The following is a 15623-nucleotide window of genomic DNA, read 5'->3' as shown; positions in this document are numbered from 1 at the left end:
CGCGTCTCGTGTGATTGTCTTATCGGGCAGATTCGGCCCATAAATCAATCGACACTTGAGCTGAGCTCGTACCACAGCGATGGTTCGGCTGAGGCAAGACCGAAGCGAATCACGTCTGCGTCGCGTTGCATCGCAACCCTGGCGACGCGCCGCCCGCAGCCGTCCAGCGCCCAGACCGCGCGGGCCGTGGCCGATTTCAGGCTGATCGTCGCGGGGATTCTCTGAAGCAGGGTCGGCCCGCGACCCCAGTCTCGGCCGACGCTCGTCCGCGTGGCGTTGAAGCGCATGTCCGTGTTCTGCACCTGCCCGCAGACGGTCACCAGCACGCGCGACGAACGCTCGATGGGCTGGTTGTCGGTGGCGACGGCGGTGATTGCAGCGAAGCCCTCGTCGCCGCCGGCCATTTGGAACGGCTCGACCTCAACGGCGAGCGGCCCGGCCTGGATCGTTCGCCCGCCGATGTATCCCACGATCGCCGCCGCCGCGGGCGCCGCCACAATGTACCTGCGCCCCTTGCCGCCCGGTGCATCGGCCTCTACCCGCGCCTGCGGCGACGATCCTTGGCCTCCGCGCGTCACCCGCAGCGGCGACCCGGGCGGCGCCGGACGATCACTCACCGCCAGTCGCTGCGACAGATAATCGATCGTCTCGTCGCCCGTCGCCGACTTCCACGCATCATCGACAAACTCCGCCGCCACGTGCATCGGCTCGGGCAATTCCAGCGTCAGGCTCCGCGACGCCGGCTCCACCAGACCGCGACGGAAAATCAGCGCCGCTGTCGGATAGAAGCCCCACTTGCCCGGGTGATTGTTCTGATCGAAAAAGCCCTCGAAGTGATCCGGCCGCTGCCGCGCGGCATACGGTCCGACCGCAAATGTGTAGATCGCATCCCAGTCCTGAATGCAGGCGAAGGTCGCATAGGTGGGCAGCATCTCACAGACGTAGTCGGACGGCGCCGAGTGATCGTATTCCGAGACGGTAAACGGCTTTCCCGCCACGCGCACGCGCGCCAATGCCCCCAGCGCGCCGAAGCCCGGCTGCGTCAGCACCGCCAACTGCGGCGAGTTCTCGATCGTCCAATCCACCGGATCCCAGTCCCGCAAGCCAAATCGCGGATGCTGCCAGTAAGCATGGGCGTCGGCGAACTCCATCGCCACCTCGCGGTGCATGCCGGTCGTTCCCCCGTAATCGATCTGTGTCACCACGACGTTGGCGCGAACCTTCAGTTCATCCTTCAGCACCGCCCGCATCTGATCCGCATAGCTGCGCTCCAGGTCGCTCAGGAAGCTGATCCAGTCGGCGTGCTGCTGCGGGGTGCCGGCCTGCGGAATCGGAACATTGCCCGCGGCCGGTGACTGATCCGGCGCCAGCCCCGCGCCTTCAGCGCCGGGGCGAAGCCGCACGTCCGACAGCCAGACCTTGCCAACCGATGTGCCCATCGCAAACAGCAGCCGGACGTGACGCGGCACGGTTCCCGTCGCGGTGAAGCTGAACGTGTGCTGCTGCCACTGTGGGCTGGCCACAACCACCCGATCCAGCCCGACGCTGCGCCAATCTGCCTGATCCAGCGACACGCCGACGCGAACGCGGTGAGGTCCCGGTTCGCCGCGCAGCCGGAAAGAGACGGTGTAGTTGCCTCCCTCGAGCAGGTCCAGCCCGCGCAGCGTCGCCATCGCGTGCCAGTCCGCCTCGCCAGCGCGCAGCACTTCAAGCATCGCGTCGGTAGCGCCCGCTTCGGCCGCGCCGGCATCGCCGCCCGTGGGTGGCTGGAAAGCCTGGAACCGAATCTCCGCCGGGCCGTGCTGCTCGGGCGTCCAGGGCGTGTGGGGCGTGACGATGGTCGGCCCCGGCGGGGTCAGCCCGCGATTCCACGCCTCTCGCAACGCCTCGTCGGACGGATATTTCCGCTTCAACCACGCGTTCCACAGCGCGGCCAGCTCCCCCTTGAACGGCTCGGGCAGCGTGTCCAGTTCCCGACCCAGGGGCCTGCTCCACATCCCCACCAGAGAGTTCTCGTTGTTGATCTCGACGAAGGCGATGGCGGGATCTTCAGCGTAGCTCAGTCCCGTGTAGGGGTTGACGTGTCCCAGCAGTCGCCGCGCGTAGTCCTTCTGAAGCTCGATCAGTTGCGGATAAAAGTAATCCACGCGCTTTTGAAGCGGAAAGGGAATCTGCCGGATCGATTCGGGCAATCCGTCGGCCGGGGTCAGCTCGCGGCTGACCTTCAGGTTGAGGTTGATGTAGATGCCCTGCTGGCGAAGCTGCGCGATCAGGTAGTCGAGCTTGTCAAGCTGCCCGGGATCGAGGTTGCGGCGATCGGAGCTTCGCGGTGTCCAGATGCTGCCGCCGGAATCCACCGCCCAGCCGTTGTCCAGATGGTGAAGCCGCACGACATTGATCCCCGCCTTGGCCAGGCGCCTGGCGAACACTTCGGCGTCGGCGTGGTCGGGAAACGCCTCGCCGGCCGCCATGTTCGTGCCGAAGAAGCGGATTCGCCGCCCGGTCTTCTGCTCGTGGAAATGCCCGTCGCGGGCGAGAATGTAGCCATTGGCGCCGGCAGGTTTGTCGTTGAGAAACGACACGTCATTGGCCACGCCCGCAAGCGTATCGTCGAAGGGGATGACAAACGCGAAGGTGTCGGCAGGTCGGGGCCGCGGCGACGCCGGCTCGGCGGCACGCAAGCCGCCTGCGCGGCACAACAGCGCGCCTGCGAGCATCGCTCCGCCCAACACTTGCCTCATGATCCGATTGCACGCCGACGTGTTCATCTGATTTCTCCCGGTGGGAAGCCCCCCGAGCATCTGTATAATCCCCCATCATGCCTCAGAGCAATCCGATCTACCAGCGGGTGCTGCTGAAGATCAGCGGCGAGGGCTTCGGTGGGGAAGGCGGGTTCGGAATCGACGCCACCGAACTGGACAACATCGCCCAGCAGTGCGTGGAGGTCTGCCGCATGGGCGTGCAGCTTGCGGTGGTGGTGGGCGGGGGCAACTTCATTCGCGGCGCCACCTTCAGCGAAAAGGGACACATCCCCCGCGTCACCGCCGATTACATGGGCATGCTCGCCACCGTCCTTAACGCCCTGGCGCTACAGGAAACGATGGAGGCAATGGGCCAGCCCACGCGCGTCATGTCCGCCATCAGTGTCTACAGCGTCTGCGAGCCGTTCATCCGCCGACGCGCCGTGCGGCACCTGGAAAAAGGCCGCGCCATCATCCTCGCCGCCGGAACCGGAAATCCCTACTTCACCACCGATACCTGCGCGGCACTGCGCGCCGCGGAGATCAAGGCCGATGTGCTGCTGAAGGCCACCAAAGTGGACGGCATCTACTCGGCCGACCCCAAAACTGATCGATCCGCCACCTTGTATCATGAGATCTCCTACGAACAGGTGCATCGCGACCAGCTTCGGGTCATGGATCTGACGGCGATCACGCTGGCGATGGAACGCAAGCTGCCTCTGGTCGTGTTCAACATGAAAGTCCCCGGCAACATCGCGCGGGTCATACGTGGCGAGCGGGTGGGGACGAAGATCCAACCCTGATCGCTCCGGGCTTTGCACGCCGCAACAGCCACACACCGTGACCGTGGGCAGATCGCCCGCACGGGCGAGACGCCCGTGACACAGACTGGCATGCTTCTGCGGCCGGGGGCGTCTGCGCTCGTTGATGCACGCCCGTCCGCCGCTTACGATAATCACGCTGAAACTGCATGCGCGCCTGCTTGCGCCTGCGGAAAGGATCTGGCCATGCCTGTCGATGATGTATTGCTTGACACCGAGATGCACATGGAGAAGACCATCGAGCATCTCCAGATGGAATTGCGCGGCATCCGCACCGGCCGCGCCACCCCGGCGCTGGTCGAACACGTCAAAGTCGATTACTACGGCACGCCCACGGAACTGCGATCCATCGCCGCCATCTCCGTGCCCGAGGCCACGCAGATCCTGGTCAAGCCGTTCAATCCTCAGGACCTGAAGGTGATCGAGAAGGCCATCGGAGACGCGAATCTGGGCCTGACGCCGCACAGCGACGGCCGACAGCTTCGCATGAACCTGCCCCCACTGTCGCAGGAGCGGCGGCTTCAGCTCGTCGCCCAGTGCAAGCGCTTCGCCGAGGAAGCCAAGATTCAGATCCGCAGCCACCGCCGCGAGGCCAACAAGGTCCTGGAGACCGAGCAGAAGGCGGGGATCATCACCGAGGACGAGCTGAACGCCGCCAAGGAACAGGTGCAGGAGCTGACCAAGACCTACGAGGCCAAGGTCGATCAGCTCGTCGAGCACAAACGCCAGGAAGTGATGACCGTGTGAGCCGGCCCAGGGCCAGAGGCTTCCGCGGTTGGTGCCCGCTTACCTGAGCACCAACAGGCCGAAATAGATCGCGATTCGGACCAGGAACGCGACCATCACGCAATACCACGTGTCGCTCTGATCCAGGTCGAACAGGGCGCCGAGGAAGGCGAAATAGAGGCAGAACTCGACGATCCAGTAGATCAGCCCGCCTGCGAGGGGGATCCAGATGAACAGCGGCGCCGCCAGCAGCGCCACTCCCGTCGGGCCGAGCACGATCGCGAACAGCTTGAAGACCGCAACCGGCAGCGGACCGAAGTCGATCTGCCGCAGCTTGCCGGCGATCAGGATCGTCACCAGCAGTACGGCCGAGCCGAGCACCATTTCCAGCGCGATGTCGCTCAGCACGGATGTGGCGCCGCGTGTGGTGCCACCGAGCCACAGCAGGTAATAGGCAAGCCTGACCACCACGCCCAGACCGATCAGCGTCGCCGGCAGGTACAGGTCCTTGACGCGGTCGGGAAACAGCCTGTCCACGGCGAGCGGTTCAGGAGCCGCGGCGCCCGGGCGGCGATACTCCAGCGGCACGGCGCGGTGCGGCGCGGCGGTCGGGGCGACGCCCGCGGACCGGTCGCCGGCACCCTCCCCCGCCTGGGCAGGCGCCGGCGACCCGGGGGCCATCACAGGCGTCGATTGGTCATACATCTCAGGATGGCTCGCCCCCGGCAGCGCAGCAGCGTGCCGAGGCTGCTGCGCCGTGGTCCGCGGCTGAGTCTGCGAAGGCTCGGCCAGGGGAATCAGATTCTCCTGCCCCGCTGGCGGCGGCGAGTGCGGCACGCGAATCTCCCGCCCGCAGCGGCAGCGGGCCAGCCGTCCCGCCAGAGCAGGCTGCCACCGATACCACCGCCCGCAGGCTTGGCACACGAATCGCGGCTCGTCCGGCGCCATCATCACCATGGCCGGGCCCCTTCCAGCGTCGTCACTGTATATACGCGAACTTCGCCCGCCCGGCTTGTACAGAGTCACGGCTTGTTTGTAACCGGCGGGCGCAACTGCGGGGGTGGATCGATGCGGAAGGTCATGCGCCGCCCGGTGTGTGGGTGGGTAAGCGAAAGCTCGACGGCGGCAAGCATCAGTCGCCCCTGCGGCTTCTCTGCGGCATCACGGTACAGCGGATCGTTGACGATCGGCACTCCGCGCTCGGCCAGGTGCGCGCGGATCTGATGTTTGCGTCCTGTTTCCAGCCTGATGCGAAGCAGCGCCGGTCCGCCGCGTGTGGCGTGAATCGTTTCGTAGTGCGTGATGGCGCGCTGGCCTTTGCCCGGTCGGGTCGTGGAGTGAACCGTTCCGTCAGCGCGTTCGACCAGACGCGTGTCGATCGTGCCGCTGCGTGGCGTGGGGATCCGATCGACCAGCGCCAGGTAGATCCGCTCGACGCTGTGCTGGAAGAATTGCCGCTTCAGCGACACGTACGCCTGATGATTCTTCGAGAAGACCAGCAGTCCCGAAGCGTCGCGGTCCAGGCGATGGATCAACCCGACGCGTGCTTTGGGATCGCTGGCGGCGACATGGCGACGAACCATCGCCAGAGCGTTGGCGCGTTTGTCGCCGGGGGTGGCGCAGGTCAACAGCCCGGCCGGCTTGTCGATCACGATCAGGTGCTGATCCTCGTAGACAATAGGAAAGGGCAAGCTGGGGTTGGCCGCGGCTGATCGCCTGCCTGCTCTTGATGGCTGCCGCGGCTGTTCGACCACCTGCACGAGGTCGTGATCTTCCACAGGCTGGTTGAGGGATCGTGCCCGCTGGCCGTTGATCCGCACTCGCCCGCTGGAAATCATCCGCCGCAGCGTCGTGCGCTTGGCGTTGGGGTAAAGCTTGAGCAGGCGATCGAGCAGGGTCGAGGGCATGCGGGTGACGGATTTGTCGTGCATTGCGGCGAAAGTCTTATATAATATAGGCCACCCCGCGGCAAAGCGACGTGGGCGCAAGACCAAGGGAGACGCCTCATGGCCGGATCGGTCATCCTGACAACCCCTCGCGCGCTCTCCGCTCACTCCGCAGCGCAAAAGCTGCGCGGTCTTCTGGCGGCGGCATCGCTGGCAACCCTCGCCCCCACGCCACTGGCACACGCGGACCTGGTCGCCGACCAAACCCCCTTCCACAGCTATCGCGGCTGGTGGGTCGATCGCTTCGATTACTCCAATGCCGCCAGCATCGTCACCATGTTCAACCGCGCCCAGCAACTGGGCATCACCGACGTGATGTTCCAGGTCCGCGGGCAGGCCGACGCCTACTACTACCTCAACGACAACGTCGAAGTCTATGCCCAGGGACGCAACATCTCCGCCAGCTTCGATCCGCTGGCCATCGCGCTCAATGAAGGCCACGCCCGCGGAATCCGGGTTCACGCCTGGCTGAACATGGCCCCGCTGTGGAACGGCACCAGCCTGCCAACCAACCCCAACCACCTGCTGTATCAGCATGACGAGTTCTGGATTCGCGACTCATCCAACAACAAGCAGCCGCTGAACAGCGGATACGTCATCGTCAATCCGACACGCGACGACGTGCAGGCGCATCTGAACAACGTCGTCAAAACGATTGCGAAAAACTACAACGTCGATGGCATTCATCTGGACTACATCCGGCTGTACGAAAACCACGGCGGCAGCAGCACGGCGATCAACTTTCCCTCGGACCCGCAAACCGTGGCGCGATTCCAACTGGAGTATCCCGGGCAGACTCCCACAAGCCACCGCGCCAACTACAAAACCTGGCTCGCGAAGGAGATTTCGGATCTGGTGCGATCGGTTCGCCAGACGCTCAAGCAGCAGCGGCCGGGGGCACAGCTTACCGCGGCAGTGTGGCGCGACGCGGACATCGGGCTGGACAGCTATCAGCAGGACTGGGCGACGTGGATCGACCAGGGACTGCTGGATGCGGCGATGCCGATGATCTACCGCAAGGGCTTCGGCGACGGCGGCACGGACATGGACCCCGACAGCGGCGATCTGTATCGCAGCAACGTGTCCGAGGCGCTGTGGCGAGCGGGAACAGCCGGGATCATGCCGGGCATCGGCTCGTACATGCAGGATGATCCGACCACCGCCTACAACAACGTGTGGAACCAGCTCGTCTACGCCAAACAGCAGGGCGCCAACGGCATCCAGCTCTTCGACTACGGTTCGCTGTACAACGGTTCGGCGGCGCAGACGGCGGCCAGACAGGCGATCAGCGACTTTTTCGCCGCCCACTCCGCCGCTGCGGCGCCGGTTGCCATCAGCAACTTCGACAGCGACGAGGGATACTTCATCCGCAACATCACGTTTTCGGGCAGCAACCTGAATGTCGCCTCCGGCTCGGCCGACCGCGTCAGCGACGAGTCGCGGGGCTCGCCGGGCGGCGGATCGCAGCGCATCATCATCAACACCACGCCCGGCGCCAGCAGCTTCCTGGCCCGGCACGTCTCCGGCACCACCAACGCCGCCAGCCCCGATTCCAACCTCACCTTCAGCTCGATCGGGTCGATCGGTTTCTGGCTGAAGACCACCACGCCGGACCTGGAAGTGGCCGTCGCCGTGGACGACAATCCCGCCAACACCTCCACCGAGCGCGGCTACTTTCAGAACGTGATCGCCGACGGGCAGTGGCACTACTACCAGTGGTTCCTGAACGACCCGGCACACTGGGACGCCTGGGCCGGCACACTCAGCGACGGACGCATCGACAACCTGTTCACGCTGGACTCGATCCAGTTCCGCGGCACGGCGCAGACCAACACGATCTGGCTGGACGATGTGAGCTACGACGCGGCGGCGCGGGCGCCCAACCAGTGGACGCTGGATTCGGCGATCTACACCCAGGCGCCAGATACCAACTGGACCAACGCGGCGAACTGGACCGGCGGCGTGCCAAACGGCCCGGGCGCGACGGCGAACCTGCTGCGCCGCCCCAGCGGCGCGTCCCAGACCGTCACCGTCAACGCCCCGATCACCCTTGGGACGCTCAACATCGACAACCGCAACAGCTACCTCATCACCGGATCCGCAACCATCACCATGGATGTTGCCTCCGGGGCGGCGGCGGTGAACGTGATCAACCGCGGCAGCCACACCATCGCCGCGCCGATACGGCTCAACGACCCGACCCGCTTTGCGATCGATGTCGGCGCCACCCTCGCGATCACCGGCCCGCTGAACGCCTCCGGCTCCGCCACCCTCAGCAAAAACGGCCAGGGGACGCTGCTGGTGAGCAACTTCCGTCTCTCAAGCCTGGTGATCGAGCAGGGACTGCTCAAGCTCCCGCCACAGTCACAGGGCAGCGGCGCAACTGACATCAGCACGATCAGCAGCCTCTCGATTCTGGATTCCGGCAGGCTCGATCTGACCAACAACAGCCTGCGAATCGACTACGACGGGGGCAGCCCGATCCGCGACGTGCGCAACATGCTTCTCAGCGGCGCGCTGTTCAGCTCGTGGGCGGATGCCAACTGGCGGCTGGGGTACAGTGATTCGGTCGGGAGCGGGGAGGTGTTGATTCAATACGCGCTGGGCGGCGATGCGAACCTCGACGGCGTCGTCAACGCGCTGGATTTGGACGTGTTGACCGCGTCGTGGCAGCAGGCCGACGCGCTGTGGACCGGCGGCGACTTCAGCTACGACGGCGTGGTCAATATCCGCGACCTGTATCTGCTGGCGCTGAACTGGCAGGCGGGCGGTCTGGCGGGGGCACTGGAACAGATCGCGGCGCGCGGCCTGCCGACGAACCTGCCCGAGCCGACGGGCGTCGGCTGGGTCATGCTCGGATCCGTTGCGATGCGTCGAGTGCGGCCGGGACGCTCCCGCCGGGCGCGGCTCAATACCTGAACATGATTCCCGCCCCGCCCCAAAGCTGCGTGTTGGCACGCAGGTCGTTGTCGATCCCGTCCGTGTAGTACAAAAACCCCTGCAAGCTCCACTCCCCATAACGGCTGGAAACATTCAGCAGGTGGTTCAGCGAATAGTTGGCCAGCAGCCCGATCTGGTAGTGCTGAAACCCGGTCGTTTCCTTGGCGCCGGCGGTGGCGTCAAACAGGTCGATCCCGCGCACGTAGGCGACGTGCGCTTCGGCGGTGAGCGTCAGCCCGGTCTCCTCGATCGGGAAGTCATGCGTCACGCCCGCCTCCAGGTACCAGCCGTTGTAACGGTCGTAGTCGTACGCGCCGTAGATGTACGGCGAGAGAAGTGGCTTTTCGCTGCTGAGAAAGTACGAGTCGTCGAGCTGGATTCGCGCGAAGACTTCCGACGTCTCGAACTCGTCGCGGTCAGGATACAGGTAGGTGTTGTGCCCGGCGGTGAGCTTCACCGGGCGGACCGTCCACTCGGCCCCGAAGTAGGGACGAATCTCCTGAAAGCTGGAGACCGGATCCGATTCCGCGAAGTTGACGAACACGCCGATGAACGGATGCGGCAGCTTCCCCAGGTCCCACGACAACTGCGAGGCGACCTGGAGATTGGCAAAGTCCTCGGCGTCGGTCTGGCTGGAGGGATTGAAGCTGGGCAGCTCCGACAGCTCGATGCCACGGAAGACGTAATCGGTGAAATATCCCACGGACAGATCGAAGTGCACCGCGCCCTCGTTGACGCCCTCATCACCGCGTGGCGGCGAGGGCGGCTCGTAGATCGACTCCGGCGCCGCCGGCTGGAGTGAGAGGTTCACCGGCCGGACCACTCGCCCGGCTGTCTGTGCACCCGCCGGACATGCCGCCAGTGACACGCCCACCACGCCGCCCAACAGCATTCGTCCCAGCTTTGTCTTCGGTCTTGCGCCGCGCTCGCTCATGCAGGCTCCTTCGCTTCAGCATCTGCTGCGGGGGCGAATGTAACCACACGCCATGCCGGTGCAAAGTCCGGCGCAGCAGTCCCCTGCTCGGCCGGCTCACGAGATGCGTGTATTGGGCGAGGTGTGGCGGTTGGCCTGCTCCCAGCATTCGGCGGCGATTCGCGCGTACAGCAGCGCCTGCTGCCAGCGATCGCCTTCCTCCACCATCTCGCCGTTTTGGTTGCGGAAGGTGCGGGCGTAGAAGACTTTCGGCCCCAGCAGCTCGGGCGTGAAGCAGAGGTAGTCGCCTGGCCTGGCGTCCTTGAGAAACCCGATGAAGCTGCGCGTCCACATCTGCCTGAAGTGCTCGACGCAGCTCTGCCCGGCGCCGTCGGGGCCGATGTCCACCTGAATACAGCCGGGCGTGCCGATCCGCGCGTGGATGAAACGGACCCGATCGAAGATCGGCTGCATGAACTGCCATTTGGCCTCGATGTCGCCGTAGACCAGCTCATGCCCGGTGTAGTAGTGGGAGAAGTCGCCGTTGAAGCGGATCTCGGGGAAGCGCCTGACGAGCTGCACCGTCCGCCAGATGTCCTGCGTGATGGTGGCGCGGTGGGTCTCGATGTAGATTGGGATGCGATGCTTCTCGGATGCCCGAAGGATCGCTTCGACGAGCCGGCAGGCCTGATCGTCATCTTCCAGGCCCGTGCCGACATGAACGGTGCAGCAGTCGAAGCCGATCTTCGCGGCCTGGGCTGCCTGCACATCGGCCTGCTCGGGCGTGTCAATCCGCCCCGAGCCGGTGACGCCCAGGCCGACCTGTCGCGCGATGGCGGCGCGGCTGTTGCTCTGGATGCCCTGGAAGCCAGCGGATTTCACCGCCTCCAGAACCGCGCGCGGATCGCCGCGAGGCACGCTGCTGTGCGCGGGCAGGCCGAAGACATTGTCGGCGTTGATGTCGATCCGCAGGCGCGGCGGGCGCGACGAGCCGTCGTTGGTGTTGGCGATCATCGCGGCGGCGCGGGACGAGAGTGGTTATAGCGATAGCCGATCGGATACCCGACCATCGGATACCCCACCGGATACCCGTAGCCATATCCGCCATAGTTCGGATAAGGCGTGATGAAATAGGGCACCGGCCTGTTGCGGATGAAGTAGGCGTAGTCCATGGCGATTTCGGCGACGTTGCGCGCCTCCACGAAGTAGGCGTCGCTGGCCAAAGCGGCGATCCGCGCATCCTGCACGGCGCGTCGCGCCAGAATTACCTGCTCGTCGTTGCGCACCGCGTCTTCCATGCGTCGACGAAGCTCGCGCAGCCGCTGCGAGGCGCGAACCAGCCGCTGCCGGGCGTCGCGCACCGCCGGATTCGCCGCCACTGCCGCCGCCTCCATCGCGCTGACTGTCATCGCATACTCCAATCGCAGCGAGGCGATCGCCACGATCTGATCGATCGACGGCTTTTCTTCGCGGCGGCGAAGCTGCTCCAGTTGCTCGGCCAGTCGCTGCCTCAGCCGCTGAAGCGCAAGGTAGTTCTCATCGTCTTTCAGTTGCGACAGCGCCTCGGCGCGGACATCTTCCAGAGCCTTCCAGGCCGCGCGTTCCTCCTCGATGGCCCGCTGAAGCTCCGCGGAGCGAAGGTGCACGCGGGTCACGTCCGCCACGGCGCGGTCCAGTGCCGATTCAGCCTGTCGCAGCACGGCCCTTGCGGCCACGGCGTTGGCACGGGCGCCCGGCAGAACGCGTAGCTCCTGCCCGGGATAAAGCACGTTGGGATTGTACGTTTCGGGATAACCCCCGGACGGACGATACCCCTGGAGCAAGTCGGCTCCGGCGGGCGGCAATGTCGGCTGGGTACCGCTGCCGACTTGAGTCTCATTCGCCGCGGGCGCCGCCGGCTGGGCATACCCGCCGCTGGTCTGTGCCCAGGCAGTGGACGGCTGGCTCTGCCCCGCCGCCGCCAGCATCGCCGCCAGCGCTGCCAGCAACGCCATTGCCCTGTGAATCGTCCACTTCCGCCGGGCCAATGGGGCAACATCGTTGGTCATGGTTAATCTCCCAGCCCAGCATAGAAACTTGCCGGACCCTGGTCCACAACAATATTTCCGTCGCAAACTCCCGCCATCCATTCAGGTTGACACTCGCGCCGCCGGATGGTTTGGGCAACGGAAGGCTTTGCGTCGAAAAAAAACCGCGACCAAAACGGTGGCGGCGAAGCCCGGGAGTTGCCTGGCGTTTCAATCCAGCGCCTCGATTCCCAGTTCCTTGACTTTCTTGTTCAGGGTGTTGCGGTTGATGCCCAGGTAGTCGGCGGCGCGGGTCTTGACCCCGTTGCACCGGGCCAGGGCACGATCGATCAACGCTCGCTCGATCTGGTCGATCACCAGTTGATAGATTTCCCCCTCGCGAAGCTCGTAATCCGCCATCGCCTGGTCGGCCAGGCGGCGCGTGAGCGTCTCGATCGACTCGCTGGACTGGCTGATCCGGCGCTGCTGCGCGAACATCCGCACGCTCAGCGGCAGCAGGTCCTCGGTGAAATCCTCGTCGCGGCTGAGCACCACCGCCCGCTCGATGGCGTTCTCCAGTTCGCGCACGTTCCCCGGCCAGGGATAGCGCAGCAGCACGTTCAGCAGATCGCGACTGATCCGCCGAAGCTTGCGGTCGTTGAGCCGGTTGTACTTGTCCAGGAAATAGTCGATCAGCCGCGGAATGTCCTCCCGCCTGTTGCGCAGCGGCGGCAGGTAAATGCTCACGACATTGAGCCGGTAGAACAGGTCTTCGCGGAAGTTGCCCTTGGCGACCTCCTCCTGAAGATCGATGTTGGTGGCGGCGATGACGCGCACGTCCACCTTGACCACCTGCGTGTCTCCGACCCGCTCGAACTCGCGCTCCTGTAGCACGCGCAGCAACTTCACCTGGAGCTGCGGCTCCATCGTCCCGATCTCGTCCAGGAAGATCGTGCCGCCGTCGGCCGCCTCGAAACGTCCGATCTTGTCCCTGATCGCGCCGGTGAAGCTGCCCTTGACGTGCCCGAACAGCTCCGACTCCAGCAGCGTGCCGCTCAACGCTCCGCAGTTGACCCGGATAAACGGCTTGTCCTTGCGCGGAGAGTTGTAGTGGATCGCCTTGGCGATCATCTCCTTGCCGGTGCCGGTCTCGCCCAGCAGCAAGACCGTGGCGCGGCTGTTGGCGACCTGGCCGACGGTGGCGAAGACCTCGTGCATCGCCGGCGAATCGCCGATGATGTTCTCGAAGCGATAGCGATCGCGAACCTGTGCCCGCAGTTGCGCGTTTTCCTCCAGCAGCTCTTCCTTCTGCCGCAGCACCATCCGGTTGATCTGAATCGCCTGCGCCAGAAACGCCGCGATGATGTCCAGGAAGATCTGGTCGCTCTTGAGCTGCTGATCGCTGGTGTAGGGCTTATCCACGGCCAGGGCGCCTGCGGTGCGACCCTCGATGCGGATCGGCACGCACAGGAAACTGATCGGCTGGTCGGCGCTGCCCAGGCTCAGCCGTCCGGTGCGGTTGAGGAAGTCCGGCTCTTTGCGAATGTCGGGCACGATGCGCGCCCGACCCGTGGCCACCACGGTCCCCGTGATTCCCTCGCCCAGCGCGAAGCGATTGCGTTCGATGTCATCAGGCGCCAGCCCAATTGCCGCCTCGGTGCGCAGGCGTCCTGTCGATTCATCAAGCAGCACCAGGGTTCCCCGATGCATATGCAGTTTATCGGAAATGATTTGCATGATCTGTCCGAACGCCTCGCGCAGTTCCAGCGTGGAGGACAGAATCCGTCCGATATCGTTGAGAATGGCCAGTTCCTGGTCAGCTACGCCCGTAGGTGCACCTGGAATAGGCGTGTTGCCCTGCATCATGACCATAATCTAAGCACCGCGCAGAAGCTAATCAATCGAAGTTTTGGATTAAGGATTGCAGGGATTCAAGAGATCGTCGAGTCCGCTTTTCTTGGGGATTTCAGCCCGTCGAGCATCCGGTCGATAGTGTTTAACGGGTCTGTGACGGTCGCGCCGACCTGCCGTCGCGCTTGCAGGAAGATTCCTTGAGCGGGTTCTTCAACAGCCGATCGCCTCTGCTGCGACTGACCTTGCTGGGCATCGCCGGCATCCTTGCCGGACCGCTGCTGTTCACCTCGATGCTCACACCGCAGGCGCTGCCTTCTTCCTCGCAACTGGCAGCGGTGGCGCTGCTGGCGGTGATCGTGGTGGCGTTATGGTCGTTGGCGGCATACCGGATGCTGCGACCGCTGTGCCGGCTTCAGGAAGAGCATGACCGCGCCGCCACCGCATTGTCCGCCCGAACCCACACCGTCGATCGCCTGCTGGAGTTCTCCCAGACCGTCCAGGGCGCCGGCAAGCCCCAGCAGATCCACCAGAGCCTGGCGCACTTCCTTTACACCGAGCTTGGCCTTGCCGGCGTCGCTGTGCTCTGCCACGACCCGGACGGCTCGCCCTCGATTCAGGTCCGCGCCTGCCGCCCGGAGGATTTGCTTCGTGCCGAGTCGCTGGCGGTGGAGATGGAAACGGCGCTGTGTCCATGCCTGCGACAGAATCTGCCTCGGCAGTTTCGCCCCGACGGCGCCCCGGCCCGCTGCGCCATCGACCGCGCCTTGCGGCTGGTCCATCCCGTCGAGTCCTACCCGGCCTACTGCATCCCCTTCACCATCGGGCGAAAAACCCAATGCGTGGTCCACATGCTTCTGCCGGCCGCTCAGTGCTGGACCGAGCCGCTGAGGCAACTGGCTCAAACCTACGTCAACACCGCCCACGCCGCGTTGACCTCGCTGAGTCTGCTGGAAGACGCCGAGCAACGCAGCATGACCGACCCGCTCACCCAGCTCTACAACCGCCGATCCCTCGATCAGCTCCTGGAGCGCGAGGTCGCACTGGCGGAGCGACACGGGCATCCGCTTTCCGTGGCCATGATCGACCTGGACCGCTTCAAGCAGGTCAATGACGCCCACGGGCATGCCGCGGGCGACTACGTGCTCAAGGCCTTCGCCGATTGCGTCCGCATCACGCTCAGACGAACCGACCTTGCGTTTCGCTACGGCGGCGACGAGTTCGTCATCGCCCTGCCGCAGACGCCGCTGGCTCAGGCACAGCAGGTCATGCACAAGCTCCGCCAGGCCTTCGCAGCCGTGGACTTCTCCGACGCCATCGCCAATCTCGAACAGCAGCCAACGCTGAGCATGGGCGTGGCCGAACGCAGCGCGGCGGGCAACGTGCTGACGCTGGCCAGCCTTCTGGCCGCCGCCGACCAGGCCCTCTACGAAGCCAAGCACGCCCAGCGTAACTGCATCAGGACCTACCATCCCCACCGCGCCGCGTGAACGCTTCGCTCCAAGCCGCTGGCGGCGGGCGGCAGAGTTTTGCGGATTTTCGCTGACACGACGGGTGGTATTGGTTACAATTTGTGGGTTAGCCGCGGCGACACGCATTGTTCGCGGGACGAGCAGCGTGTTGGATCAAGTGATTCATCGACGTTGAGCACATCAGGCGCCTTGGCGGGTGACTGGAGC

11 protein-coding genes are annotated in these 15623 nt (G+C 64.9%); 4 read left to right on the top strand and 7 right to left on the bottom strand.

Features of this window, described 5'->3' with window-relative positions; translation table 11 throughout:
* Window positions 1-44: 44 nt before the first annotated feature.
* Window positions 45-2741 carry a hypothetical protein gene (locus tag ACQS5P_RS11755; RefSeq protein WP_428936813.1) on the bottom strand — a complete coding sequence of 899 codons (2697 nt, stop codon included), beginning with the start codon at window positions 2739-2741 and terminating at the stop codon, window positions 45-47.
* A gap of 77 nt (window positions 2742-2818) precedes the next feature.
* On the opposite strand from ACQS5P_RS11755, the gene pyrH reads away from it, so the two are divergent.
* Together pyrH and frr are read left to right on the top strand one after the other, a co-directional pair.
* Complete coding sequence (gene pyrH / locus ACQS5P_RS11750; RefSeq protein WP_428936812.1) at window positions 2819-3544, top strand: UMP kinase; 726 nt, start codon at window positions 2819-2821, stop codon at window positions 3542-3544.
* Window positions 3545-3748: 204 nt separating this feature from the next.
* Window positions 3749-4309: a ribosome recycling factor gene (gene frr, locus ACQS5P_RS11745; RefSeq protein ID WP_428936811.1), complete on the top strand. Its 561-nt coding sequence runs from the start codon at window positions 3749-3751 to the stop codon at window positions 4307-4309.
* A 39-nt stretch (window positions 4310-4348) separates the two neighbouring features.
* Here frr and ACQS5P_RS11740 read toward each other — a convergent pair whose 3' ends face one another.
* Both ACQS5P_RS11740 and ACQS5P_RS11735 read right to left on the bottom strand, forming a co-directional pair.
* Window positions 4349-5245 carry a hypothetical protein gene (locus ACQS5P_RS11740; protein ID WP_428936810.1) on the bottom strand — a complete coding sequence of 299 codons (897 nt, stop codon included), beginning with the start codon at window positions 5243-5245 and terminating at the stop codon, window positions 4349-4351.
* A 65-nt stretch (window positions 5246-5310) separates the two neighbouring features.
* Entirely contained in the window at window positions 5311-6219 is a 909-nt protein-coding gene (locus ACQS5P_RS11735) for an RluA family pseudouridine synthase (RefSeq protein WP_428936809.1), read from the bottom strand.
* 75 nt (window positions 6220-6294) lie between these two features.
* Here ACQS5P_RS11735 and ACQS5P_RS11730 point away from each other — a divergent pair, with 75 nt between their 5' ends.
* Complete coding sequence (locus tag ACQS5P_RS11730; protein WP_428936808.1) at window positions 6295-9153, top strand: family 10 glycosylhydrolase; 2859 nt, start codon at window positions 6295-6297, stop codon at window positions 9151-9153.
* On the opposite strand, the gene ACQS5P_RS11725 is transcribed toward ACQS5P_RS11730, so the two are convergent.
* The 4 genes from ACQS5P_RS11725 to ACQS5P_RS11710 all read right to left on the bottom strand — a co-directional run bounded on the left by ACQS5P_RS11725 (window position 9143) and on the right by ACQS5P_RS11710 (window position 13959).
* A complete protein-coding gene (locus ACQS5P_RS11725) occupies window positions 9143-10108 on the bottom strand; it encodes a hypothetical protein (protein ID WP_428936807.1) in 966 nt (321 codons plus the stop codon). The genes ACQS5P_RS11730 and ACQS5P_RS11725 overlap by 11 nt on opposite strands.
* Window positions 10109-10204: 96 nt before the next feature.
* On the bottom strand, window positions 10205-11101 hold the full coding sequence (locus ACQS5P_RS11720) for a sugar phosphate isomerase/epimerase family protein (protein ID WP_428936806.1): 897 nt from the start codon (window positions 11099-11101) through the stop codon (window positions 10205-10207).
* Window positions 11098-12135, bottom strand: coding sequence for a hypothetical protein (locus tag ACQS5P_RS11715; RefSeq protein ID WP_428936805.1), 1038 nt, complete (start codon window positions 12133-12135; stop codon window positions 11098-11100). Before ACQS5P_RS11715 ends, ACQS5P_RS11720 begins: the two co-directional genes overlap by 4 nt.
* 189 nt (window positions 12136-12324) lie before the next feature.
* Window positions 12325-13959: a sigma-54-dependent Fis family transcriptional regulator gene (locus ACQS5P_RS11710; RefSeq protein ID WP_428936804.1), complete on the bottom strand. Its 1635-nt coding sequence runs from the start codon at window positions 13957-13959 to the stop codon at window positions 12325-12327.
* 185 nt (window positions 13960-14144) lie between these two features.
* Between ACQS5P_RS11710 and ACQS5P_RS11705 the strand changes: the two genes are divergently transcribed.
* Window positions 14145-15434, top strand: coding sequence for a diguanylate cyclase (locus ACQS5P_RS11705; protein WP_428936803.1), 1290 nt, complete (start codon window positions 14145-14147; stop codon window positions 15432-15434).
* The last annotated feature ends 189 nt before the right edge of the window (window positions 15435-15623 follow it).

The organism is Fontivita pretiosa, from assembly GCF_050410795.1.
GTDB classification, from domain to species: Bacteria; Planctomycetota; Phycisphaerae; order Tepidisphaerales; family Tepidisphaeraceae; genus Fontivita; species Fontivita pretiosa.
This window is presented reverse-complemented; position numbering and strand designations above follow the sequence as displayed.

What these genes read in the sequence shown, in the direction of transcription:
- ACQS5P_RS11735 (WP_428936809.1), bottom strand. Translation starts at nt 6,219, where the DNA reads ATGCACGACAAATCCGTCACCCGCATGCCCTCGACCCTGCTCGATCGC.
- frr (WP_428936811.1), top strand. Translation starts at nt 3,749, where the DNA reads ATGCCTGTCGATGATGTATTGCTTGACACCGAGATGCACATGGAGAAG.
- ACQS5P_RS11725 (WP_428936807.1), bottom strand. Translation starts at nt 10,108, where the DNA reads ATGAGCGAGCGCGGCGCAAGACCGAAGACAAAGCTGGGACGAATGCTG.
- ACQS5P_RS11740 (WP_428936810.1), bottom strand. Translation starts at nt 5,245, where the DNA reads ATGGTGATGATGGCGCCGGACGAGCCGCGATTCGTGTGCCAAGCCTGC.
- ACQS5P_RS11710 (WP_428936804.1), bottom strand. Translation starts at nt 13,959, where the DNA reads ATGATGCAGGGCAACACGCCTATTCCAGGTGCACCTACGGGCGTAGCT.
- ACQS5P_RS11755 (WP_428936813.1), bottom strand. Translation starts at nt 2,741, where the DNA reads ATGAGGCAAGTGTTGGGCGGAGCGATGCTCGCAGGCGCGCTGTTGTGC.
- ACQS5P_RS11720 (WP_428936806.1), bottom strand. Translation starts at nt 11,101, where the DNA reads ATGATCGCCAACACCAACGACGGCTCGTCGCGCCCGCCGCGCCTGCGG.
- ACQS5P_RS11715 (WP_428936805.1), bottom strand. Translation starts at nt 12,135, where the DNA reads ATGACCAACGATGTTGCCCCATTGGCCCGGCGGAAGTGGACGATTCAC.
- pyrH (WP_428936812.1), top strand. Translation starts at nt 2,819, where the DNA reads ATGCCTCAGAGCAATCCGATCTACCAGCGGGTGCTGCTGAAGATCAGC.
- ACQS5P_RS11730 (WP_428936808.1), top strand. Translation starts at nt 6,295, where the DNA reads ATGGCCGGATCGGTCATCCTGACAACCCCTCGCGCGCTCTCCGCTCAC.